We start from the raw sequence: 21,704 nt of genomic DNA, 5'->3' as shown, positions 1-21,704 counted from the left end.
GGGCTGCGCCACCAAGCCTGCGCCCATCCAGGACGAGTCGTTGCGCAGCATCGCCAAAGAGGCATACCTGTACGCCTACCCGATGCTCTACAACTACAAGACCATGTACGTTCAGGCGATCCATCCGGGCGGCAAGGAATACGTGGGCGGCTTCGGCAAGTTCCGCCACTATTCGCAACCCTATACGCCGGAAAACCGTGAGATCGTCACGCCGAACAACGACACCCCGTATTCCTGGGCGTGGCTGGACCTGCGCACGGAGCCGTGGGTGCTGAGCCTGCCCGCCACCCCGAAGGACCGCTACAACGTCTTCCAGATGGTGGACCTGTACACCTACAACTTCGCCTACGCCGGGGTGCGCGCCACAGGCTTTGGCGCCGGCAATTACCTGATTGCCGGGCCGCGCTGGGATGGGAGCAAACCGAAGGGCATCACCAAGGTGCTGCAGTCCGAGACGGACTTCATCGGGATCCTGGGGCGCACCAGTCTTAACGGACCCGCGGATGTGAAGAACGTGCAGGCCTTGCAGGCCAAGTACCGCTTGCGTCCGCTGAGCGAATTCCTGCGCCATCCGCCGCCTGCCGCCGCGCCCGGCGATGTGGACTGGCTGCCCTGGGACGAGCAGCGCGCAACCTCGGTGGATTTCATCGCCTACCTGAACCAGTTGCTGGCGTTCACGCAACCGCAGCCGGCGGCCGAACAGGACATGATGCGGCGTTTCGCGCTGATCGGCATCGAGCCGGGCAAGCCTTTCGATGCCGCCAAGCTGGACCCGACGACGCGCAACGCGATCGAGCAGGGCGTGGCCGACGGCAAGGCGGCGCTGCTGCAAGCCGAGAAGCAGACGCGCTCTTCCGTCGGGTTGTTCGGATCACGCGCGCAACTGGGCAACGACTATACGAAGCGGGCCGTGGCGGCCGCCATGGGCATCTATGGCAATTCTTCCGAAGAGGCGGTGTATCTCGGGTACGAGGAAGACTCGCAAGGGCGTCCGCTGGAGGGCAGCAAATCCTACGTGATCCGGTTTGAACCCGGGCAATTGCCTCCCGTCGATTTTTTCTGGTCGATGACCATGTATGACTTGCCTGGCCGCCACCTGGTCGATAATCCGATCAAGCGCTATGCGATTGGCGATCGCACCCGCGGGCTCAAGCGCGGCAAGGACGGTTCACTGACGCTGTACGTGCAGCACGCCAGCCCGGGCCAGGACAAGGAATCGAATTGGCTGCCGGCCCCGGAAGGGCGGTTCAACATCGTGGCGCGGTTCTATGGTCCGAAGCCCGCGATTCTGGACGGTACGTGGAAACTGCCCAAGGCCGATCTGGCTCCTTGAGGCACAAGGGAAGGGGAAGCGATGATGTCGAACTGCCCGCGCCGGACTGCTTGGCGCAATGCAATCACGCCATGGGTCACGCTGGCCGCGCTTGCCGCGCCGCCCGTGTCCATGGCCACCGAAGGCGCCCTGGGCCGCCAAGTCACGGGCACCAATGTGCAGCCCAACGCGGGCATCGTCTCGCCCGAACCGATCTGGGCCGTGAATTTCGCGCAGATTTATCTGGACGGCCAGATCGGCGGAAGCCGTGAAGTGCCGGTGGGCGGGCGCACGTCGCTGGGGCTGGACGGCAAGGTGGCGTTCACGCTGGCCACGGTGCTGAAAACCTGGGACACCGGGCCGGGGCGCTGGAACTTCGCGTCCAGCTTCACCTTGCCCTATGTCTGGACCAAGGTGGATTCCAAGTTGACCGGGCCGGGCGGTCGAACGGTTGGGCAAAGCGATACCGCATCGAACCTGTTCGACCTCTATTTTTCGCCCATCATCGCCGGCTACCACTTCTCCGAAACCTCGCACATGGCGCTTAGCCTGAACATCTGGGCGCCGACTGGCAAGTACAACGCGAACGACATGGCCAATCCCAGCCTGAACAACTGGACGTTCATTCCCCAGGCCGCCTACACCAAGATCTTTCCGGAATCGGGCTTCCAGTTCGATACGGTGGCCGCAGTGCAGTTCTATACCCGCAACAGCGCCACGGATTACCGCAACGCACCCGTCTTCAGCCTGGATGTGATGGGCCGCAAGACGTTCAGCAATGGCGTCAGCGCGGGCTTGATCCTGGGCACCCAGCAGCAACTGGGCAGCGACAAAGGGCCGACGGCCGACCGGCTCAACGGCTTCAAGGGGCGTGACTGGGCACTGGGTCCGATCGTGACTTACGACACGAAACTGGCGGACAAACGTTCGCTGTCGCTGAGCCTGCGGTGGGTGCCCACGATCAGCAGCACCAACCGGCTCGACAGCACCAGCACGGTCATGGGGACCGCCACGCTGGTGTTCTGATTCCGGAATCCGTTCGTCAGCGTGGGGCGGTGGGCGGCCGGGTGGTCAACTGCATACGCGGCGCCAGGGCGCTACGCCGCGCGGCGGGCAATAGCCCGCGCAGGGCGTGGCGATCGACACGCCGCTCTGGCAGCGCAACTCCGGGGCCTTGTCGCCATAAGGCACGGTGCCCTGGCAGTCGCAACTGGCCAATCCCGCGCCCGAGGGCAACTTCTTGATGAGGGGCGCAGGCGCTGCGGCAGAGGCAGCGGCATCCTCGTTGCCATCGTCGCTTTCGACGACCGCCCGCACTTTCGCCGCCGGCATGTTGCACGCCTTGGCGATGGCCTTCACCGATTTTCCTTCGTCCGACATCGCCAGTATCTTCTTGTCGCTGCAAGCGGCCTGCGCGCCGAGGGGCAACGCGCTGAACAACGCGATCAGCACAATGGCGGGAATCACTGCCCGATACAGGGTCATCGCGTCTCCAGCATCTTGATGCGGTGTTTGGGGGTACGCCGTTCGCCTGATGGCGCGGGCTTTTGCGGCCTAGCGTAGTGCCCCGATTTCCGCAGTGTCAATGCGACACGCTTAAATAATCCGGCCGACGGCGGATTAGTTTTCGCCGTCGCGCCGGATGTGCCCCAACGGCCCGGTAAGCCTGCAGGGAGCAGGAATTACCAGGGGGGCCGCCACTTATCCAGCCAATGACGGATGCGCGGCAATGGCGGCTTCGGCGCGGTGACGCGCCGCTTGCAGCGCGGCCTCGCCACGCGCAGTGCCTTCCACCGAGAAGAACGTCACGGTCTGCAGGCCGATCGTGCCCAGCACATGCTTCAGGTACGGCGTCAGGAAGTCGGGCTGGCGTGCGGCGCCATTGGAGAACTCGCCGCCGGACGAAATGGCGACATACACGGGCCGGTCCGGCAGGTTGCCGATCTTGCCTTCGGCGGTGATGCGGAAGGTGCTGCGCACGCGCACGACATGGTCGATCCAGACTTTCAGCGACGACGGCACGGTGAAGTTGTGCATCGGCGTGGCGATGACGATATGCGTTGCCGACTGCAAGGCCTGGATCAATTGGCCCGACTGCAGCAGCGCGCCGCGTCCCAGGATGTCGTCGGCCGGGTCCGCGGGCGCGCTGAGCGCCGCGGCGTAGTCCTGATCCACAGGGGGCAGGGCCGTGGCGTCGATCTCGACGACAGCGGGCGCCTGGGGGCCGGCGGCTGCGATCAGCCTGTCAATGATGCGTAGCGACAAGCGGTGGCTTTCGGAGCTGCGGCCGCGCGGGCTGCAGGTGATATGAAGAATGCTCATGCGGCAGGGGTGTCCAGAAGTTTGCTGAAACGGATGGCGCTGGTCAACAGGCCTTGGCGGAAGTAGAAGCGCTGGGCCAGGGCGTTGGACAAGCCCGTGTCCAATACGAATTTGGCGCAACCCGCGTCGCGGGCCATGCCGTCCAGCGCCTGCAGCAAGCGGGCGCCCCAGCGGCCGCCGCGTCGCGTGCTGTCCACCACCAGGTCATCCACGTACATGAAGCGGCCATAGATCAGATTCTCTTGATAGCGGTAGCCCGCCAGCGCCACGACCTGGCCGGCGTCGACCGCCGCCAGCAGCCGGTAGCTGTCGCCGCGCATGCGGGTGATGCGAGCAACGAAGTCGTCGGCATCGGAAAGATGCGGTCGCAGCTCGCGCATCAGCGGCAGGCAGGCGCGCAGCGCTTCGTCGGTATCGATGTGTTGTAGAGCGGAATCTGTCATGGGGAATCACGCGGGTTCAGAAAGGACAAGGCGTCATCGTAGAAAGACCATGACATAATTTGAAGGGCCATAAAATGAACTTTGGACTATGCCATGACTGACCGACGCCCCAAGGACGCATTGCCACCTCTCATCCCCAGCAGCGCGGATCCGCTCTACCGCCAGGTGTACGAGCGGTTCCGCAGCGCAATCGCGCAAGGCACGCTGGCGCCGGGTGACCGCATCCCGTCGGCCCGTGCCCTGGCCAAGGAAATGGGCGTGGCGCGTGGCACGATCGAAGTGGCGTATTCGCTGCTGGTGGCAGAAGGCTACATCCAGACGCGGGGGCAGGCCGGCACCATCGTCACCCCGGATCTCCAGCCTCAGGCGCCGCCCGCCGCCGTCGCGCCGCCGCCGGAAACACCCGACGACGAGCACGGCTGGCATCGCCCGTCCGTCATCCTGCCGTTTCAGATGGGGGTGCCGGCGCTGGACGAGTTTCCCCGCAAGCTGTGGGCCCGGTTGGGCGCCCGGCAATTGCGCAGCCTGCAAGCGCCTGAGCTGTCCTACCCGCCGTCCAACGGGCTGATGGCATTGCGCACCGCCGTGGCCGCCTACCTGCAAGTGGCGCGCGGCATTCATTGCCAGCCGTACCAGGTGTTCATTACCTCGGGCTACAACCATACGATGCAACTGGTCATGCAGGCGCTGCTGACGCCGGGCGACCGCGTCTGGGTGGAAGACCCGGGGTATCCGCCCACGCGCGCCTTGTTGGCGCAGGCCCGCCTGCAGGCGGAGCCCATCCCGGTGGACCAGGACGGCTTGATGGTCAGCGAGGGCATCGCGCGATGCCCCGAGGCAAGGGCGGCCGTGGTCACGCCGGCGCATCAAAGTCCGCTGTCCATGTCGCTGTCGCTGCCGCGCCGGCAAGCGCTGCTGGAATGGGCCGAACGCCAGCAAGCGTGGATCGTGGAAGATGATTACGACGGTGAATACCGCTATGTCAGCCGGCCCTTGCCCGCATTGAAGAGCCTGGATGCGCAGGGTCGGGTGCTGTATGCCGGGTCGTTCAGCAAGGTGCTGTTTCCCGGGATGCGCCTGGCGTATCTGGTCGTGCCGGCCGCGCAGGTGGCGGCTTTCGACCGCATCTGCCGGCTGCTGTCGGGCACGGCGCCGGGGCTGACGCAGTCCATCCTGACGGCGTTCATGGTCGAGGGGCATTTCGGCCGGCACATCCAGCGCATGCGGCGGCTGTACAGCGAACGGCGCAATGCCACGGCGGCGGGTTTAAGCGCCGCGTTGGGGGACCATATGCACATCGAACCGCAACCGGGCGGCATGCACCTGGTGGCGCGCATGCAAGGGCGGCGGACGGATCTGCCGCTGGCGGCGCGGATGCTCGACGAGGGCTTGTATGCGCATCCGTTGTCGCGCTGGTCGTCCCTGCCGGACCCGCAATCGGGCCTGTTGCTCAGTTTCACGAACATCCCGTCCGAGGCGCAAGCCCACGAACTGGGCCTGCGGATCAAGGCGTTGATGTAGGCCTTAGTTCAGTCCGGCCTTGTCCAGGCCGAAAGCGGCATCGGCCGAACCCGGCACCGTCCGGAACGCCACGTTCAGGCGGTTCCAGCCATTGATGGCCACCACGCGGAACGTCAGGTCCGAGATCTCAGCTTCCGAGAAGTGCTCGCGCGCCTGTTCGTATACGTCGTTCGGCACGCCGTGCGCGGGCAGGGTGGTCACCGCTTCGGTCCAGGCCAGCGCGGCGCGTTCGCGCGCCGAGAAGAGCGGCGATTCGCGCCAGATGGCGACGTGGTGCAGGCGCAATTCACGTTCACCGCGAAGCTTGGCCTGCTTGACGTGCATGTCCAGGCAAAAGCCGCAGCCATTGATCTGCGACGCCCGGATATCGATCAGGTCGCCGAATTCCTCGACTACCGGCACTTTTTTCATCGCCGCGCTGAAGTCCATGTACTTCTTGGACAGTTCCGCCGACACCTGGAAGTAATTCAATCGCTGGCTCATTTGCCTACCTTTCTGAAGCGGTGTTTTCGAATTGGGATAACGAAAACGCATCATGCGTCAGGTTGGACCAGGCAAAAAGTGCCATAACTGGAGTTTTGTTATGGGCCATCCTGGCGCACGGCTGATCCCGCGCGTGGCCAGCGCAGCACGAACCGCGCGCCGCCGAGCGGGCTGTCCTGGATCTCGACCGTGCCGCCATGGTTCGCCGCCACGCGCTTGACGATGGCCAGCCCCAGGCCGGCGCCGCCCGTGCCGCGGTCCCGGCTTTCGTCCAGCCGGATGAAGGGTTCGAACACGCGTTCCCGGTCCGCCTCAGCGATGCCGCCGCCGTCGTCGTCCACCCGCAGTTCGTAGCCGTCTGCCGTCTCTTTCAGTTCGATCTCGACGCGCTGGCTTGCGTAGCGCACCGCGTTCTGCACCAGGTTCAGCAAGGCGCGGCTCATGTAGCGTGGATGCAGATCGACATGCGCGGGATAGCCGGCGCGCACGTGGCACTGGATGCCCCGGGCATCTGCCTGGTGGGCGACCAGCGCCAGCGCTTCGCCCAGCCAATCGCACACATCCACGGTCTCCAACCGCAGCGCATCGTCGGTGGGGCGTTCCAGCCGCGCATAGACGAGCAACTCGGCCACCATGGCTTCCAGCTCCGAGATGTCGGTACGCATATCTTGCAGGATCTGGCCGCGGCGGGGCAGGTATTGGTCATGGCCCAGCATGTCGACCTCGAACGACAGGCGGGCCAACGGTGTGCGCAGCTCGTGCGAGACGGCATTGGTCAGGCTGCGCTGGTTGTCGATCAGCGCGGCGATGCGCTCGGCCATGTGGTTGAAGCTTTCCCCCACGTAGCGGATGCCCGAAATGCGGGACAGCCGCACGCGCACGCTCATGTCGCCCTGGCCCATCCGCAGCGTCGCCTTGCGCAAGGCGTCCAGGTCGCGCCAGATGGGCAGGGCCCACCCCAGCAGCAGGATTACGGCCAGCACCAGGCTCAGCGCCGCCCAGGCGGACCAGGTGATCCACCGCTCCATCGCCGGTTCCAGCGGCAGGCGCACATCCAGCCACTGCACGGGTTCGCCGGGCAAGCGGGTCAGGTAGGTGTTGTAGTCGTCCCGCATGATGAGGCCGGTACGGTCCAGCTGCTGTTGCTCTTCCGGGGTGAGGGTGACCCGGCTGTCGGGCAGCAGCGTCAGGGTCAGCCCGTAGTGCGGCAGCAGCTCGTCCAGGATGTAAGCGGCGCGGGCCTCAGGGGCGACGGGATCCAGGTCCTTGTGCAGCGCGTAGATCTGGCCGCGCACGGCGCGGTAGGACAGGTCGGCGCTAAGCGAGTCCAGCAGATATCCGAAGCTCAGGTTCACCAGCTGAGTCGCCACGCCGTAGCCGATCGTGGCAATGATGACGATGCGCAGCGCGAACTTAAGCATCAGCGGCCTTTCCTGGGGCGCCGCAGGCAAGTGCACGGCGCGCAGCGGGCAGTGGGAAGGAAGGCGGGAATCATGCGGCGACAGCTGGGTGATCGCGCATCCTAGCGGGGTGCAGGAACCGAATTCGTCGAGATTTGTGTGTCAATTGTGAAGATTCGTGCACTGATTCCCTGCGGGACGATGGATGCGGCGGCGAGGAGGCGGCCGTCAGACCCGATTGAAACTGGCGCGCGCCCCGGCTATAAGCATGAAGAAGGGGCGGAGATCTGGCGCCCCGCCCGCCATCGATCGCCCAGCACCATGCCGCACCCGCCCCCCCACGACGAGCACGTCGCCAGCAGGCCCGCCACGCACGAGCGCGTGGATACCGGCCGAAGTTCCTGTCTTGAGGTGTTCCTGGTTTTCTTGCGCCTGGGGCTGACCTCGTTTGGCGGCCCGGTCGCGCACCTGGCTTATTTCCGCACCGAATTCGTCGACAAGCGCCGTTGGCTGGACGATTACGCCTATTCGGATCTGGTGGCGCTGTGCCAATTCCTGCCGGGGCCGGCAAGCAGCCAGGTCGGCATGGCGATCGGCCTGCGGCGCGCGGGCTGGCCCGGCATGGCTGCGGCCTGGCTGGCGTTCACGCTGCCGACCGCGCTGGCGCTGATCGGGTTCGCGCTGGGGCTGGCGCATTTCGGCTGGCTGTCGCAGTCGGGCGCGATACACGGCTTGAAGGTGGCGGCAGTCGCGATCATCGCGCAGGCTGTCTGGGGCATGGGCCGCAGCCTTTGCCCGGACCGCCCGCGGGCCGGATTGGCGGTGACGGCCGCCTTGATTACCGCCGCGTTGCCGACCGCCTGGGGGCAGGTGGGCGCCGTCCTGCTGGGCGCCGTCGTGGGTGGCGCGATGCTGCAAGTGCCGCCCCGGCCCATTCTTGCCAATCGCGCGCAAGGCACGTCACGCCGCGCAGGCTATATCGCTTTGGCGCTGTTTGTCGTGTTGCTGGCGGGGCTGCCCGCGTGGGCGGCCGTGTCCGATTCCCCGTTGGCGGCCCAGGTCGCCGGCTTCTACCGGGCCGGCGCACTGGTGTTCGGCGGCGGCCACGTGGTGCTGCCCTTGCTGGAGGCCACGGCGGTATCCAGCGGCATGGTGTCCAGCGCCGACTTCCTGGCGGGCTATGGGGCCGCGCAAGCCATGCCCGGACCGGTGTTCGCATTCGCCGCCTTCCTGGGCGCGATGTCGTCGGGCCCCTTGTCGAGTTGGCTGGGCGGGCTGGCATTTTTGGCCGTCATCTTCCTGCCGGGCGCGTTGCTGGTAGCCGGCGCCTTGCCGTTCTGGGAAAGCCTGCGCCGGCGGCCAGGCGTGCGCAATATGGCCGCAGGCGTGAATGCCGCCGTGGTGGGCATTCTTCTGGCAGCGCTCTACGACCCGGTCTGGACAAGCGCGATCCTGAACAAGGCGGATTTCGCGCTGGCGCTATTGCTCTTCGCACTGCTGGTCTATGCGCGCTGGTCGCCGGTCTGGGTGGTGCTTGCAGCCGCCGCGGGCGGCTGGGCCCTGGCCTGGCTGGGCTAGGACTGCCAGCGGGGAGGCCGCTTCTGCAGGAAGGCGTCGATGCCTTCGCAGGCGTCCGCCTCCATCATGTTGCGTGCCATCACGTCGCCGGCATAGTCGTACGCGTCGGCCAGCGCCATCTGCCTCTGCTTGTAGAACATCCGCTTGCCATAGCGGACGGCGGTCGGGCTTTTCGCCAGGATGTCGCCGGCCAGCGCACGCACCCGCGCATCCAGTTCCGCCTCGGGCACGGCGTCGTTGATCAGGCCCCAATCCACGGCCTGGGCCGCGTCGATGAAGCGGGCGGTCATCAGCATTTCGAAGGCGCGCTTGGCCGACACGTTGCGGCTGAGCGCCACCGCGGGCGTTGCGCAGAACAGGCCGACGTTGATGCCCGATACGGCAAACCGCGCATTGTCGGCGGCGACCGCCAGATCGCAGCTGGCGACCAGTTGGCAGCCTGCCGCGGTGGCGATGCCCTGGACCTTTGCGATGACGGGAACGGGCAAGGCCTGAAGGCCTTGCATGACGTTGCCGCATTTGCGGAACAGCGCCCGGTAGTAATCCAGCGACGGCTGGCTGCGCATTTCGCGCAGGTCGTGGCCGGCGCAGAAGGCGCGGCCCGCGGACTCCAGCACCACGCAGCGCACGTCGGCATCGCGCGCCAGGGAATCGATCTCCTCCTGCAGCGCGCCTAGCAGTGCTTCGGACAAGGCGTTGAACTGCGAGGGCCGGTTCATGCGCAGCGTCACCACGCCGTTGTCCGTGCTGCGTTCAAGCAGGGGCGGTTGCGCCGATGTATCCAGTGCCATGTCGTCTCCAGGTCTCCAGGTGGAATATCGGAGACAGGATACCGCCAACCGTACCGCGCGTCGGGTTCAGGCCGCCAGGCGGCGGGCCATGCCCGGCGACAGGCACAGCAGCGGCACGACGATCACCGCGCCGATCAAGGCCATGGCGGCCTGCGGCGCCATGCCGCTGTCCAGCAGCAGGGTCGCGATGACGGCCGAGCCGCTCATCTGGAACAGGCCATACACAGCGGCCGCCGTGCCGGCGCGTTCGGCGAACGGCTCCAGCGCCAGGCTCAGTCCCGAGCCCAATGCCAGCGAAAAGCCCACCGTCAGCACGGCGACAGGCAGCATGAAGAGCCAGGCGGACAACGGCGCCCAGGCCCAGGCGGCGGCATGCATGGCCGAGGCCAGCAGCAGCGCCGCCATGCCGACCCGCACCATGGTGTGGCGGCCATAACGCGCGATGAACGTCGGAGCCAGGAAGAAGGCCGCGATGTTGATCGCGGCGTTGCCGCCGAACCAGGCGGAAAAGCCCAGCTCGGTATATCCCAGCTGCTGCACCAGCACCACCGGCGCCGCCGAGACGAACACGAGGATCATCGCCATGCCCGCCATGCCGAACGTCGCGAAGTACAGGAACCGGCCGCTGGCCACGATAGGCAAATAGCGGCGCAGGCTGTAGAGCGCGCCGCGGGGCAGCGTGGGCGCCGCGCGGGTCTCCTCGAAGCGCCTGGCCAGCAGCACGGCCAACGCCAGCGCGAACACCACCATGAACACGAAGGTGCTGCGCCAGCCGGCATGCACGGCCAGAGCGCCGCCCAGCATGGGCGCCAGGGCGGGCACGGAACACAGCGCGCCGTTCAGGTAGCTATAGACGCGTGCGCCTACCGCGGGGCTGAAGCGGTCGCGCACCGCGGCAAACGCCACCAACGACGCCGAGCACGCCCCCAGGCCCTGGATGATGCGGGCGGTATAGAACACCTCAAGCGATGTGGCCGCCGCGCCCAATGCCGAGCCGGCCAGGTAGGCCAGCGCGCCGCCCAGGGCGACAGGCCGGCGACCGTAGCGGTCGGCCAAGGGGCCGATCAGCATCTGACCCACCCCGACGGCAAAGATGAAGAGCGTGATGCTGGCTTGCAGCGCGCTGACCGGCTGGCCGAAACCGTCGGCCATGGCGGGCAGGGAAGGCAGGTAGATGTCGATGCCCATCGGCGTGAGCGTGACCAGTCCCATCAAGAGACCGATCAGCCAGCGTTGGCTTCGGGAAGATGCAGCAGACTTCATGGCAGGCTCTGGGCGCATTGCACGCCCGGGAAAACCCGACATTATCCATGAATGCGGGGCCCGGCCGAAGCCAGGACCCCGCAGGGCGGGCGCAGTAGAATAATCGCCATGAACACGCCCGCCTTTCGTCCCCGTATCGTCATCCTCTACTGCACGCAGTGCCAGTGGCTGCTGCGCGCCGGCTGGATGGCGCAAGAACTGCTGTCCACCTTTTCGACCGACTTGGGTGAAGTGGTCCTGCAACCCGGCACCGGCGGCATCTTCCAGATCACCTACAACGGCGATCTGATCTGGGACCGCAAGAGCGACGGCGGATTCCCGGAAGCGAAGGTGCTCAAGCAGCGCGTGCGCGACCGCCTGGATCCGGGACGCCCGCTAGGCCATATCGACGGTCATACCGCCGGCCCGCTGGCAGCGCCTCCGGACGCCTGACGGTTACGCGGCGGATTTCGATTCCTGCAGCGCCGCGCGACCCTTGTTGCGTTGGCGCACCGCCGATACGATCAGCAGCGCGATCAGCGCGACGCAAGCCAGGATGAAGCCCAGGCTGATCGGGCGCGTCACGAAGATCGACAGCTCACCGCGCGACAGCAGCAGGGCGCGGCGGAAGTTCTCTTCCACCATCGGCCCGAGCACGAAGCCCAGCAGCAACGGCGCGGGTTCAAACCGCAACCGGATCAACGCATAGCCCGCCGCGCCGAACACCGTCACCATGCCCACGTCGAACAGGTTGTTGTTCGTGCTGTAGACCCCCACGCACACGAAGAACAGCGCGGCCGGGAACAGGTAGCGGAACGGGACGGTCAGCAGCCGCACCCACATGCCGATCAGCGGCAGGTTCAGCAGCAACAGCAGCACGTTGCCGACCCAGAAGCTGGCGATCAGCCCCCAGAACATGTCGGCGTGTTCGATCATCATCTGCGGACCCGGCTGGATGCCATGGATGATCAGCGCGCCCAGCATCAGGGCCATCACCGGGTCGCCCGGGATGCCCAGGCTCATCGTCGGGATGAAGCTCGTCTGCGTCGACGCGCTGGTGGCGGCTTCCGGACCCGCGATCCCTTCAATAGCGCCGCGGCCGAATCGGCGCGGCTCGCGCGCCACTTTCTTTTCCACCGCGTAGGAGATGAACGACGCGATGGTCGGACCCGTGCCGGGCAGGATGCCGAACGCGGCGCCGATGGCCGTGCCGCGCACCAGGGCGCCACGCGACTGCTTGATGTCGCCGGCTTCGGGCCGCATCGACTTCATGCTGATCTTGCCGGTGGTGATCTTGCTGTCGCCGCCGATGCGGTTGATGTTCTTCAGGAAGTCCGCCACGCCGAACAGGCCCATGGCCAACGCCACGATCTGCAAACCGTCGGACAGCTCAAGGATGCCGAAGTGAAAGCGCATCGTGCCGGTGTTGACGTCGGTGCCGACCACGCCCAGCAACAGCCCCACGACCACCATCGCCACGCCTTTGATCGCTGAACCCTTCGCCAAGGTGGCGCCGGCCAGCAGGCCCAGCATCATCATGGAGAAATACTCGGCCGGGCCGAACTTGAAGGCGACGTCCACCAGCATCGGCGAGAACAGGATCATCGCCAGGATGCCGACCGACGCGCCGCAGAACGACGAGAACATCAGCATGAACAGCGCGGACCCGGCCTTGCCGTTGCGCGCCAGCGGATTGCCGTCAAGGCAGGCCACGGCATGCGAGGCGGTGCCCGGCAGGTTCAGCATGATGGAGGTGATGCCCCCGCCATACTGCGAACCGTAATAGATGCCGGACAGCATCACCAGCGCCGCCGTCGGCGTCATGGTGTAAGTCAACGGCAGCAGGATGGAAATGGCGGCCAGCACGCCCATGCCCGGCAGCACGCCGATCAGGTTGCCCATGAACACGCCGAACACGGCCCACATCAGGTTGTCCAGCGCGAAAGCGACCGAAAACCCGTGCATCAGATTATTGAAGATTTCCATCGATCAGCCCCAGCGGAACAACGGAAACTGCAACTGCAGCGCCCACGAGAACACGGCCACGCCCAGGATCGTCACGCCGAGCGCAAGCAGGGCGGCGGTGCGCCAGGTGTGCTGGCGGTCGCCCATCGCGGAAATGAAGACCAGGACGAAGGTAGCCGGCACCAGGCCGCCGAACTTGCCGACGAGGATGAAGGCCAGCAAACCGCCGATGATGCAGCCCCAGCCGCGCCATTCGGGCGGCGGGATCTCTTCGGCGTCTTCCTCGGCCGTGACAGGGGATGTGGCCATCTTGGCGATGATCAATCCCAGCATCACCAGCAAAGCGCCCAGGATCGCCGGGAACATGCCCGGCCCCATGCGCGCAAGGCTGCCAAGCGTATATGTGGATGCCTGCGCGATAGCGCCCAGGCCCAGCACGATCATCGTGCCGGCGGCCCACGCCTCGCGCCGGACGGCGCTGCGTTTCGATTGCATTTGGTCTAGTCCTCCCGTTTGTTGTGCTTTTGTCTGACTGACGTCTGAAAAAAAGCTGACATTGCAATGAATGCGGGAGTCTAAAAATCCAAACTTCCGTTCACCTTTCAGGCACGCGGAGAATCGGGGCGAGGACGATATTTATGCGGAAAATCGCGGGAAATCCCTAGGTTGCGCGCGCCGTGGACGGCGGACGGAAGCGCATTGCCATCCCGAACAGCACGAGGCAGATCAACGTCATCAGGATCCACGCGGGTGTCAGGTCGGCCAGGCGTTGCCGGATGAGGCCAGCGGCGAACGGAAAGAGCGCAGCGATCAGGTAGCCCACGCCTTGCACGAACGAGGCCAGCCGGCCTGCCTGCGCCGGTGTCGCGGCGTGATCCATGGCCACGATCAGCGACAGGGGAAAGAGCGCGCCGATGCCCAGCCCCGCCAACACGGCCGCAGGCCAAGCCAGCGCGGCGGGTGCCGCGATCAGGCCGATCAGACCGAGGAACAACGCGCCGATCGCGACGAACAGCGCCGGACGGCGGTCAGGCAAGCGGCCGATGCATAGCGACACCAGGAGGCCCGCGACGATTTCGGCGGCGGTCACGGCGCCCAGCAACTGGCCCGCCGACACCGGCGTCCAGCCCAGCGCGGTGTAGTAGGGCGGCAGCCAGGCCAGCACCAGCGTGTAGGCGCCCGTGCCCAGGCCAAAGAACACCGCCAGCAACCACGCGCGTCGACGCGGCGTGCGCAACGGGCCGGCCGCAGCCTGGGCAACTGGCGGGTTCGGCGATGCCCGGTTGACCAGCAGCCAGACGAGCAGCGCGATGGCGGCGGGTATTGCCCAGACCGCCAGCGCCTGCAGCCAGCCGGCGCGTTGCGCCAGCACGGGCGAGGCCACGCTGGCCACGGCCGCGCCGCCCATGATGGCGGTGGAATAGAAGCCCATGATCGCGCTGCTGCCTGCCGCGAAACGGGTCTTGATGTAGATGGGCAGCAAGGCCTGCGTCACGGCGATCCCCAGGCCGGCGACGATGCCGCTTGCCAGCATCAGGCTGGTATTGCCGGCCCACCAGCGGCCCGCGGTGGCGGCCGTGACCAGCGCCAGGCCCACGGCAACGCCGAACGGTTCGCCGACCAGGCGGCGCAGCGGCGCCACGCTCAAGGCGCCCAGGCCCATCACGAACACGGGCAGGGCAGTCAGCAGGCCGGCGACGGTGTCGGACATGCGGGTGGCGGCTTGCACCCAATCGAGCAAAGGGGGAACGGAAGCCAGGACGGGACGCAGGTTCAAGCCGACGAGAAGGATGGCGGCGATGCGCCAGGCGGTGAGGCGGGGGAAAGACACGGTTGCTCCAAACCCGGAACAGGCGGGCGCATGCGGCGCGTTCCGGTAAACTATCTTGGCATCAAGATATTTGTATTTTATCTTTACGTCAAGATAAATGGGAGGGGTGGCCGTGGATAGAGCAAGCCGGGCGGTAGAGCAATGGAACCGCGAACGTCCCGAGCTGGATGTGTCGACGATGCGCGTGCTGGGCCGGTTGGGCGAGTGCGCGCTGGTGATCACGCGCGACCGGATCAACCCGCTGTTTGCGCAGTTCGGCCTGCAGCCGGGCGAGTTCGACGTGCTGGCGACGCTGCGTCGCAGCGGCAAGCCTTACGCCTTGACCCCGACGGCGCTTTACGAAGATGCCATGATCTCGTCAGGCAGCATGACCCATCGCATCGACCGGCTGGAGAAGGCCGGGCTGGTGGTGCGCACGCCCAACCCGGACGATGGGCGGGCGACGTTGGTGATGTTGACCCAGCCGGGGCTGACACTGATCGACGAAGCCGTGGTGGCGCATCTGCGCAACCAGGCGGAAGTGCTGTCGCCGCTGAGCGCCACCGAGCAGGAGCAGTTGAGCCGCCTGCTCGGCAAGCTATTGAAGGCCTACGAATAAGCGGGCGCGCGCGTCAGCATTCCAGGCGGGCTACAAGCCGAGGTCGGACAGGCCCGGATGATCGTCAGGCCGGCGGCCCAGCGGCCACCGGAACTTGCGGTCGGCTTCCTTGATGGGCAGGTCGTTGATGCATGCGTAACGGTTCACCATCAGGCCGTCTTCGCCGAATTCCCAGTTCTCGTTGCCGTAGGACCGGAACCAATTGCCCGAATCGTCGTGCCATTCGTAGGCGTAGCGCACGGCGATGCGGTTGCCTGTATAGGCCCACAGTTCCTTGATCAGCCGGTAGTCCAGTTCTTTGGCCCACTTGCGCGCCAGGAAGGCGCGAGCCTCATCGCGGTTCTTCACGAATTCGGCGCGGTTGCGCCAATGCGTGTCCAGGCTATAGGCCAGCGCGACCTTGTCGGGGTCGCGGCTGTTCCAGCCGTCTTCGGCCAATCGGACCTTCTGCACGGCGCTTTGGTGCGTGAAGGGGGGCAGGGGCGGGCGGACTTCAGGGGTCGATGCCATGGGATGGGCCTCGTCGGTGGGGGGAAGGGATCAGGCGCCAGCGGGCAGCAGTGCCGCAGCGGCGCGTTCGGCGCTGCCGGTAATCGACAGGTCGCCCGTCACCAGCGCGACCGCGATCGCGCCGTCGATCAGCACCAGGAATTGGCGCGCGGTTTCGTCCGGGTCGGGCAGCCCTGCGGCTTGCGTCAGCGTCAGCACATGGGCCAGCAACCGGGCCTTGTGCAGGCGGGAGACTTCGCGGATGGGATTCGCCGGGTCGCCGATTTCGCCGGCGGCGTTGATGAACGCGCAACCGCGGAACCCTTCCGAGGCGAACCATTCGCGCAAGGCATCGAAGATGGAGAGCAAGCGCGCGCGGGGTGTGGCCGCTTGCGTCGTGGCCGCGATGAACCACTGCATCCAGCGCTCATCGCGCGCTTGCAGGGCCGCCGCCACCAGCGCGTCCTTGGTAGGGTAGTGCTTGTAAAGGCTTTTGCGCGCCACGCCGGAGGTCTTCACGATCAGATCCATCCCGGTGGCATGGATGCCGCCTTGATAGATAAGGCTTTCGGTGGCGCGCAGCAATCGTTCCTGCGTTTGGCCAAGCGTATCGGAAGGGGTGTCGGTTGTCGTCGATGTCATGAAAACGGGTCGGGAGAATGATCGTTCTGCATTGCGGTGGGTGAATGGTAGAACGATCATTCTCCACAGTCAACCGAATTATTCCCATACACCATAACTGGCCTTAGTGGCATGATTTGCTTGCTTTTTCTGTCAAAATTATGCTAATATCTTTTAATTCGCACGAACAATAACAACACTGCTGTGGCTGCAACGACAAAAGCAGCACATATATGCTGAAGCAATATGCCAAAGCAATACGCCGAAGCAGCACAGAACCACAGCAAAGAAGCGAACCCCGGCGCTGCCTATTTCCGAATGCCTCCCCCGCGTCCCGACACGGCATTCCTGGCACGCTTGAATCCGGCAGGTACTTGCTTACGCGGGGGAAGCCTGGCGCCTTGCACAGGAGAACGTTCATGTCGCATCAACTCATTGGTAAAAAGTGGCGCTTCGAGGTTCCGCCCTTGAACTGGAAGGCCCCTGACGCGAACACGGAATCGGAAATCGACGCGGCTCCCGCAGACACCGATGCCTCGGAAGACTCCGATAAACCCCGGCTGTCCGCCTGATCTTCTCCCTGACTCTCGTCGTTCGGCCCGCATTCGCGGGCTGATTCAATCCTGATCGACCAGCTCCGAACGGCGCGCCTCGTGTGCGCCGTTTGAGCTTGTCCGTTTGCCCGACGACTTATCCCGTATTTGCCGCGCGCGCCGCTTGCACTTTGCGTGCACGCGGCGCGTCGCCTGCGCGCAGATTGCTGGCGGGCGATGCGCAGTCAAGCGCGGCGTGTGCGGCGGGCTGTCACGTTCTGCAGATAGCGAGTATTTGGAATGCCTGAAAACACGTCGAGCCCTCAACCGGTCAGGCCCTTCATCTATGCCACGACGACGACGCGGTCGCTGATGTTCTCGCATGGTGAAGTGCAAAGCCGCATGTGGACCAAAGATCCTTCAGCGCTGAACCTGGAGTACACGCGCATCATGATGGGGTTCCTGCTGTTCGATCCGGCACCGCGCCGCATCGCCATGATCGGCCTGGGAGGAGGGTCGATGGCCAAGTTCTGCTACCGGCACCTGCCATCTACCCGCATCGATGTGTTCGAGATCAATCCGCACGTCATCGCGCTGCGGGATTCCTTCCTGGTGCCGCGGGACGACTCCCGGTTCACCGTGCTGCAGGGCGACGGCGCCAAGTTGATCGGCGAATACCGGGACGAATATGACGCGGTGCTGGTCGATGGCTACGACATCAACGGCCTGCCCACGCAATTGACGACGGACGAGTTCTATGAGGCGTGCTTGAACGCATTGGCGCCAGGCGGGATGATGGTGTGCAACTTCCATGCCTCGCACCCCCAATATGGCAGCTACGTTGGCCGCATCAAACAACGCTTTTCCGGCTCGGTGATCGAAGTCAATGACGCGGCTTGCGCGAACAGCATCGTGTTCGCATGCCGGGGCGACACGCTCAAGGGCGGCGCAGGCTTGCCCAAGCGCAGGCCTGACGCGATGAGCACCGAAATGTGGATGCGGCTGGCGCCGACGTACTGGCCCATGCTGGCGTAGGGCTGATCAACCCAGCATGCGGTGCAACACCTGGTTGCGGCCATTCAGTTTGGCTTGATAGAGCAGTTCGTCCGCCACGTGGAACAGCTTGCCGGCGTCCGCGGCGTGCTCCCATTGCGCGCAGGCGACGCCGAAACTGGCCGTCAACGTGAACACCGAGCCGTCTTCGGCGGTGACGGGTTCGGCCGACATGGCGCATCGCATGCGTTCGGCCAGCTCAACGGCTTCGGCGGCGTTGCCGGTATGGCACAGCACCGCGAACTCTTCGCCGCCTACGCGCGCGACCGTGTCGGATTGGCGCCAGATCTTGCGGCACAGCTCGGCCACCGACTTCAGCGCAATGTCACCGCTGGCGTGTCCGTAGGTGTCGTTGATGTTCTTGAAATTGTCGATATCGAACAGGATGAACGCCAGCACCGGACCTTCATCCTGCCATTGGGCGCGGGTAACTTCAAAGCGCGTCTCGAAGGCGCGCCGGTTCAACAGGCCGGTCAGATAGTCGGTTTCGGCCAGGTTGGCCAGGTCGACGATCAGCCTGTCGCGCTCGGCCTCGAGCCGTGTCTTGATCGCGGCGTTCTCTTTCAGCACCCGCAATGCGCTGAAAACCTCGTCGACCTCGCCGTGGTAGTTGCCGGCAGGGATCGCCGCGGGCGGCGTGCCGTTGGCGATGGCGCTGATGATGCGCGTGGCCAGGCCGAAGGGGCGGATCACCCGCCGCCGGAACTGCACCAGCACCAGGGCCAGCGCGGCGACCAGCAAGGCCGTGGCGGCCAACGTCAGCAGCAGCAGCCGCGAGGCTTGCGCCCCATGGGCTTCGATGCTTTGGCCGATGTCCTCCAGCAGGGCGTCGCGGAACTGGACGATGGAGCCCATCAACGGCACGTAGGTCGCGGCGAGTTCTCCGGTGGAAACCTGGAGGCCTTGGGAAGGGACGGTGGCGTTCTGCCGCACTTGATCCAGGTACTGCAGGCCTTCGCCGAAGTAGCGCTGTTGCAATTGCGCGTAGATCGGCAATGTCGCCAGCTCGGGACGAGTCGCGATGCGCGAGTTGATCAGGGTCCAGAGTTCGTCGATACGGCCCAGCACGCGCTCGATGCGGAACTGCTCCACCTGGGTCAAGGTCCGATGCCTGGCCAGCGCGGGCGTGTAGATCGACCCCAGCAGGCCCGCCTGCTCGCGCAGTTCGCTGGACAGCAAGGCCAGGGACAGCACGCTGGGCGCATCCGCTTCGTTGCGCATCGCCACGCCGACGCTAAGGCCCATGCTGGCCTGCCATTGCGGGATGAGCCTGACCATGGCGCTGACGACGGCCCACACGTCGTCGCCGGTCAGCCGATCGCGCGGGGTGGTGATCACCAGGTCGGCATGGATACGAGCCAGGGACAGCGCGTGGCGGATGCGCTGGATCTCGGCACGTGCGTCGAGTTTTTCAGGGTTGAGCGGCGCCGCATACAGCGCCAGCAGTTGATCTATCTGGGCGTTCGTCCTGCCACGGGCCGCGCGCAACGCGGCCAGATTGGATTCCGGTACGGGAAGATCGGCGCCCAGCGCCGCGTTCATCGGCCCGCGCTCGGCCGAAGCAAGCTCCATGACCTTGACGGTGGCACGGATCACGGCGAATGCGTCCCGTGCTTCAGACGAAGACGTATAGGTCTTCCAGTTCTGCCATAGCACCGTGCCGGTCAGGACGGTGACCAGCAACAACACGCCCACTGCCAGTAGCAAAAAATACCGTTCCAGGGACTTCGGAGCGAACGCGCGGCGCAGCATGCTGATGGACCAGGGAAACATAAAGCCGTTGCAGCGCAGAATACTGTAATTGCCTCTGCGCAGGGGCGGACTTTGGCCTGGACGCGCGTAAACCGCGCAAGCGAAGAAATACTATTTCACGTAAATACAAAGCATTGCACGACAATCGCAAATTTGGCGGCTTGTGCCGCGTGGCGCAAGCCGCGGTCAGGCCGCGTGGACGACAACGCGGTTGCGGCCTTGCTGCTTGGCGGCATACAGCGCTTCATCCGCGGCCTGGAACACCTGCCCGACATCCGGCCCAGAAGCTGGCCACTGTGCGACGCCGGCCGATACGGTAATGCCATTCACGCCGTGCAGTTGGCGCGCGGCAAGGTGCGTGCGCAACCGTTCGGCGATCTGGCTGGCCTCTTTGATGCCGACGTTGGGCAGCAGGATCAGGAATTCTTCGCCGCCGTTGCGGCACAGGATGTCCGACGGCCGCGAACAGTCGCGCATCAGTTGGGCCATGCCGCGGATCACCTCATCGCCCGCCGTGTGGCCGTAGGTGTCGTTCACGCGCTTGAAGTGGTCGATATCCAGCGCCACTACCGCGAACGGCGTGCCCGACGCCTGCAAGTGCTCCACCGCATCCTGCGTGCCGCGCCGGTTGCGCAAGCCCGTCAAGGGGTCGGTGATGCTGGCCAGGTTCAGCTTGCCGATCTTTTCCTGCAAGGCGGTAAAGCTCCAGATCACCGCGCGCTTGAGCCGCTCGGCTTCGAAGTACCAGGCCTTGACTGACTGCACGCGCTGCATCGCCACCGCCACGTCCTGGTGCTCGACGTTGGTGGCCAGTTCAGACAAGGGGCGCGAGATCAGGCGGGCGCACCACCAGATGGCCAGCAGGAACGCCAGCGCCAAGGGCGCCGCGTAGCCGATCAACGCCCAGATCAGGCCATGTATGGGCTGCAGCGTGACCTCGGCGGGCCGCTGCGCGATGACGCCCCAGCCGCTGATCGGTTCGGCCGCATACCCTGCGAGCATGTCCACGCCTTTGGTGTTGACGACGCGCTGCGCGCCCGCGTGGCCTTGGGTGACCGCCGCCACCACGGGGTTGCGCATGACGTTCTCGCCCACGCGGGTGGCATCGGCGTGATAGATCAGCTGGCCGTCGCTATCGACCACGAACAGATAAGAGCCGTCCTCATAATGGTGCTTGCCCAGCAGCTGTTGCAACGCGCTTTCGTTGCGCAGATAGATCGTGCCCGCGATATAGCCCTGGTAGCGGCCATCGTTGGAATAGATGGGATGCGACAGGTTGATGAGCATGTTGCCGGCCATCGACACATAGGGCTTGCTGATGACCGGCTGCCGGGCTTGCAGCGCCGCGCGGCTGCCCGGACTGTCGACGCGGGTGCCCAGGAAATTCCGGAAATTCTGCGTGGTGGCCAGGATGACGCCGTCTCGGCTGACGATGCCCACGGAGTTGAAGCTGTCGGTCTGCTCCTGCACGCGCGTCACTTCGGTGGCCAGGATGTCCGGCGCATCGACCTGCGCCGCCAGGTGGCGGGCGCTATAGGCCAGCTGCTGTTGCGCGGCCTTCAGGAAGTTGCCGGTGCTTTCGGCCAATTTGGCCGCGTACACGCGGTTTGACTCCAGCGTATTGATGATGAGCTGATCGCGTTGCACGCGATAGCTGGCGTAGAGGGCGTTGGCCGTGGCGGCGAGGGCGCTGAATACGGTCAGGGCAAGCACTAGCCCGCGTAAGTTGATTCGCATTGGGATCCAGGCGGACTAGGGGCCAGGGCAGGC

General features: G+C 65.4%; 22 protein-coding genes. 8 read left to right on the top strand and 14 right to left on the bottom strand.

Features of this window, described 5'->3' with window-relative positions; genetic code table 11:
- Nucleotides 1-1,333 (top strand): DUF1254 domain-containing protein (locus tag ACO6D5_RS10500; RefSeq protein ID WP_485825338.1); only part of this gene is annotated, 1,333 nt, incomplete at its 5' end.
- 21 nt (nucleotides 1,334-1,354) lie between these two features.
- Entirely contained in the window at nucleotides 1,355-2,338 is a 984-nt protein-coding gene (locus ACO6D5_RS10495; protein WP_485825337.1) for a SphA family protein, read from the top strand.
- A 45-nt stretch (nucleotides 2,339-2,383) separates the two neighbouring features.
- Here ACO6D5_RS10495 and ACO6D5_RS10490 read toward each other — a convergent pair whose 3' ends face one another.
- From ACO6D5_RS10490 to ACO6D5_RS10480, 3 genes are all read right to left on the bottom strand, one after another.
- Nucleotides 2,384-2,797 (bottom strand): hypothetical protein, encoded by a 414-nt coding sequence (locus ACO6D5_RS10490; RefSeq protein ID WP_315847160.1) that lies wholly within the window; start codon nucleotides 2,795-2,797, stop codon nucleotides 2,384-2,386.
- A gap of 216 nt (nucleotides 2,798-3,013) precedes the next feature.
- Complete coding sequence (locus ACO6D5_RS10485) at nucleotides 3,014-3,634, bottom strand: FMN-dependent NADH-azoreductase (RefSeq protein ID WP_315847159.1); 621 nt, start codon at nucleotides 3,632-3,634, stop codon at nucleotides 3,014-3,016.
- Nucleotides 3,631-4,077, bottom strand: a complete 447-nt coding sequence (locus ACO6D5_RS10480) for a GNAT family N-acetyltransferase (protein WP_006222091.1) — start codon at nucleotides 4,075-4,077, stop codon at nucleotides 3,631-3,633. Before ACO6D5_RS10480 ends, ACO6D5_RS10485 begins: the two co-directional genes overlap by 4 nt.
- A 93-nt stretch (nucleotides 4,078-4,170) precedes the next feature.
- Between ACO6D5_RS10480 and pdxR the strand changes: the two genes are divergently transcribed.
- Nucleotides 4,171-5,598: a MocR-like pyridoxine biosynthesis transcription factor PdxR gene (pdxR, locus tag ACO6D5_RS10475; RefSeq protein WP_485825336.1), complete on the top strand. Its 1,428-nt coding sequence runs from the start codon at nucleotides 4,171-4,173 to the stop codon at nucleotides 5,596-5,598.
- A gap of 3 nt (nucleotides 5,599-5,601) precedes the next feature.
- Here pdxR and ACO6D5_RS10470 read toward each other — a convergent pair whose 3' ends face one another.
- Both ACO6D5_RS10470 and ACO6D5_RS10465 read right to left on the bottom strand, forming a co-directional pair.
- Entirely contained in the window at nucleotides 5,602-6,081 is a 480-nt protein-coding gene (locus ACO6D5_RS10470; protein WP_485825335.1) for a carboxymuconolactone decarboxylase family protein, read from the bottom strand.
- Nucleotides 6,082-6,179: 98 nt separating this feature from the next.
- Nucleotides 6,180-7,502 carry an ATP-binding protein gene (locus ACO6D5_RS10465; RefSeq protein ID WP_485825334.1) on the bottom strand — a complete coding sequence of 441 codons (1,323 nt, stop codon included), beginning with the start codon at nucleotides 7,500-7,502 and terminating at the stop codon, nucleotides 6,180-6,182.
- Nucleotides 7,503-7,802: 300 nt separating this feature from the next.
- Between ACO6D5_RS10465 and chrA the strand changes: the two genes are divergently transcribed.
- Nucleotides 7,803-9,059 carry a chromate efflux transporter gene (chrA, locus tag ACO6D5_RS10460; RefSeq protein ID WP_485825333.1) on the top strand — a complete coding sequence of 419 codons (1,257 nt, stop codon included), beginning with the start codon at nucleotides 7,803-7,805 and terminating at the stop codon, nucleotides 9,057-9,059.
- Here chrA and ACO6D5_RS10455 read toward each other — a convergent pair.
- Nucleotides 9,056-9,844: an enoyl-CoA hydratase gene (locus ACO6D5_RS10455; protein ID WP_485825340.1), complete on the bottom strand. Its 789-nt coding sequence runs from the start codon at nucleotides 9,842-9,844 to the stop codon at nucleotides 9,056-9,058. The two genes, chrA and ACO6D5_RS10455, sit on opposite strands and share 4 nt — an antisense overlap.
- Before the next feature lie 72 nt (nucleotides 9,845-9,916).
- On the bottom strand, nucleotides 9,917-11,113 hold the full coding sequence (locus ACO6D5_RS10450; protein WP_315845448.1) for a Bcr/CflA family efflux MFS transporter: 1,197 nt from the start codon (nucleotides 11,111-11,113) through the stop codon (nucleotides 9,917-9,919).
- Nucleotides 11,114-11,221: 108 nt separating this feature from the next.
- Between ACO6D5_RS10450 and ACO6D5_RS10445 the strand changes: the two genes are divergently transcribed.
- Nucleotides 11,222-11,545, top strand: a complete 324-nt coding sequence (locus ACO6D5_RS10445) for an Rdx family protein (protein WP_006222084.1) — start codon at nucleotides 11,222-11,224, stop codon at nucleotides 11,543-11,545.
- A 3-nt stretch (nucleotides 11,546-11,548) separates the two neighbouring features.
- On the opposite strand, the gene ACO6D5_RS10440 is transcribed toward ACO6D5_RS10445, so the two are convergent.
- The 3 genes from ACO6D5_RS10440 to ACO6D5_RS10430 all read right to left on the bottom strand — a co-directional run bounded on the left by ACO6D5_RS10440 (nucleotide 11,549) and on the right by ACO6D5_RS10430 (nucleotide 14,888).
- The gene (locus ACO6D5_RS10440) at nucleotides 11,549-13,078 is read right to left on the bottom strand and encodes a tripartite tricarboxylate transporter permease (protein ID WP_006222083.1); all 1,530 of its coding nucleotides are present in this window, start codon (nucleotides 13,076-13,078) and stop codon (nucleotides 11,549-11,551) included.
- A 3-nt stretch (nucleotides 13,079-13,081) separates the two neighbouring features.
- Nucleotides 13,082-13,552, bottom strand: a complete 471-nt coding sequence (locus ACO6D5_RS10435) for a tripartite tricarboxylate transporter TctB family protein (RefSeq protein ID WP_315845449.1) — start codon at nucleotides 13,550-13,552, stop codon at nucleotides 13,082-13,084.
- 166 nt (nucleotides 13,553-13,718) lie between these two features.
- A complete protein-coding gene (locus ACO6D5_RS10430) occupies nucleotides 13,719-14,888 on the bottom strand; it encodes an MFS transporter (RefSeq protein ID WP_485825332.1) in 1,170 nt (389 codons plus the stop codon).
- 112 nt (nucleotides 14,889-15,000) lie between these two features.
- Between ACO6D5_RS10430 and ACO6D5_RS10425 the strand changes: the two genes are divergently transcribed.
- A complete protein-coding gene (locus ACO6D5_RS10425; RefSeq protein WP_485825331.1) occupies nucleotides 15,001-15,486 on the top strand; it encodes a MarR family winged helix-turn-helix transcriptional regulator in 486 nt (161 codons plus the stop codon).
- A 30-nt stretch (nucleotides 15,487-15,516) separates the two neighbouring features.
- Here the strand turns inward: ACO6D5_RS10425 and ACO6D5_RS10420 are convergent, their stop codons facing one another.
- Nucleotides 15,517-15,996 (bottom strand): nuclear transport factor 2 family protein, encoded by a 480-nt coding sequence (locus ACO6D5_RS10420; RefSeq protein ID WP_315845452.1) that lies wholly within the window; start codon nucleotides 15,994-15,996, stop codon nucleotides 15,517-15,519.
- Nucleotides 15,997-16,026: 30 nt separating this feature from the next.
- Nucleotides 16,027-16,617, bottom strand: coding sequence for a TetR/AcrR family transcriptional regulator (locus tag ACO6D5_RS10415; protein ID WP_485825330.1), 591 nt, complete (start codon nucleotides 16,615-16,617; stop codon nucleotides 16,027-16,029).
- A 398-nt stretch (nucleotides 16,618-17,015) separates the two neighbouring features.
- Between ACO6D5_RS10415 and ACO6D5_RS10410 the strand changes: the two genes are divergently transcribed.
- Both ACO6D5_RS10410 and ACO6D5_RS10405 read left to right on the top strand, forming a co-directional pair.
- Nucleotides 17,016-17,168, top strand: coding sequence for a hypothetical protein (locus ACO6D5_RS10410; protein WP_315845454.1), 153 nt, complete (start codon nucleotides 17,016-17,018; stop codon nucleotides 17,166-17,168).
- A gap of 261 nt (nucleotides 17,169-17,429) precedes the next feature.
- Nucleotides 17,430-18,164: a fused MFS/spermidine synthase gene (locus tag ACO6D5_RS10405; protein ID WP_485825329.1), complete on the top strand. Its 735-nt coding sequence runs from the start codon at nucleotides 17,430-17,432 to the stop codon at nucleotides 18,162-18,164.
- 6 nt (nucleotides 18,165-18,170) lie between these two features.
- On the opposite strand, the gene ACO6D5_RS10400 is transcribed toward ACO6D5_RS10405, so the two are convergent.
- Nucleotides 18,171-19,955, bottom strand: a complete 1,785-nt coding sequence (locus ACO6D5_RS10400) for a GGDEF domain-containing protein (RefSeq protein ID WP_485825328.1) — start codon at nucleotides 19,953-19,955, stop codon at nucleotides 18,171-18,173.
- Between the two features lie 165 nt (nucleotides 19,956-20,120).
- Complete coding sequence (locus ACO6D5_RS10395) at nucleotides 20,121-21,671, bottom strand: sensor domain-containing diguanylate cyclase (RefSeq protein WP_485825327.1); 1,551 nt, start codon at nucleotides 21,669-21,671, stop codon at nucleotides 20,121-20,123.
- Nucleotides 21,672-21,704: the final 33 nt, after the last annotated feature.

Source organism: Achromobacter sp., assembly GCF_057314935.1.
This window is presented reverse-complemented; position numbering and strand designations above follow the sequence as displayed.

What these genes read in the sequence shown, in the direction of transcription:
- ACO6D5_RS10480 (WP_006222091.1), bottom strand. Translation starts at nt 4,077, where the DNA reads ATGACAGATTCCGCTCTACAACACATCGATACCGACGAAGCGCTGCGC.
- ACO6D5_RS10415 (WP_485825330.1), bottom strand. Translation starts at nt 16,617, where the DNA reads ATGACATCGACGACAACCGACACCCCTTCCGATACGCTTGGCCAAACG.
- pdxR (WP_485825336.1), top strand. Translation starts at nt 4,171, where the DNA reads ATGACTGACCGACGCCCCAAGGACGCATTGCCACCTCTCATCCCCAGC.
- ACO6D5_RS10420 (WP_315845452.1), bottom strand. Translation starts at nt 15,996, where the DNA reads ATGGCATCGACCCCTGAAGTCCGCCCGCCCCTGCCCCCCTTCACGCAC.
- chrA (WP_485825333.1), top strand. Translation starts at nt 7,803, where the DNA reads ATGCCGCACCCGCCCCCCCACGACGAGCACGTCGCCAGCAGGCCCGCC.
- ACO6D5_RS10405 (WP_485825329.1), top strand. Translation starts at nt 17,430, where the DNA reads ATGCCTGAAAACACGTCGAGCCCTCAACCGGTCAGGCCCTTCATCTAT.
- ACO6D5_RS10465 (WP_485825334.1), bottom strand. Translation starts at nt 7,502, where the DNA reads ATGCTTAAGTTCGCGCTGCGCATCGTCATCATTGCCACGATCGGCTAC.
- ACO6D5_RS10435 (WP_315845449.1), bottom strand. Translation starts at nt 13,552, where the DNA reads ATGCAATCGAAACGCAGCGCCGTCCGGCGCGAGGCGTGGGCCGCCGGC.
- ACO6D5_RS10445 (WP_006222084.1), top strand. Translation starts at nt 11,222, where the DNA reads ATGAACACGCCCGCCTTTCGTCCCCGTATCGTCATCCTCTACTGCACG.
- ACO6D5_RS10410 (WP_315845454.1), top strand. Translation starts at nt 17,016, where the DNA reads ATGTCGCATCAACTCATTGGTAAAAAGTGGCGCTTCGAGGTTCCGCCC.
- ACO6D5_RS10400 (WP_485825328.1), bottom strand. Translation starts at nt 19,955, where the DNA reads ATGTTTCCCTGGTCCATCAGCATGCTGCGCCGCGCGTTCGCTCCGAAG.
- ACO6D5_RS10440 (WP_006222083.1), bottom strand. Translation starts at nt 13,078, where the DNA reads ATGGAAATCTTCAATAATCTGATGCACGGGTTTTCGGTCGCTTTCGCG.
- ACO6D5_RS10395 (WP_485825327.1), bottom strand. Translation starts at nt 21,671, where the DNA reads ATGCGAATCAACTTACGCGGGCTAGTGCTTGCCCTGACCGTATTCAGC.
- ACO6D5_RS10450 (WP_315845448.1), bottom strand. Translation starts at nt 11,113, where the DNA reads ATGAAGTCTGCTGCATCTTCCCGAAGCCAACGCTGGCTGATCGGTCTC.
- ACO6D5_RS10490 (WP_315847160.1), bottom strand. Translation starts at nt 2,797, where the DNA reads ATGACCCTGTATCGGGCAGTGATTCCCGCCATTGTGCTGATCGCGTTG.
- ACO6D5_RS10485 (WP_315847159.1), bottom strand. Translation starts at nt 3,634, where the DNA reads ATGAGCATTCTTCATATCACCTGCAGCCCGCGCGGCCGCAGCTCCGAA.
- ACO6D5_RS10495 (WP_485825337.1), top strand. Translation starts at nt 1,355, where the DNA reads ATGATGTCGAACTGCCCGCGCCGGACTGCTTGGCGCAATGCAATCACG.
- ACO6D5_RS10470 (WP_485825335.1), bottom strand. Translation starts at nt 6,081, where the DNA reads ATGAGCCAGCGATTGAATTACTTCCAGGTGTCGGCGGAACTGTCCAAG.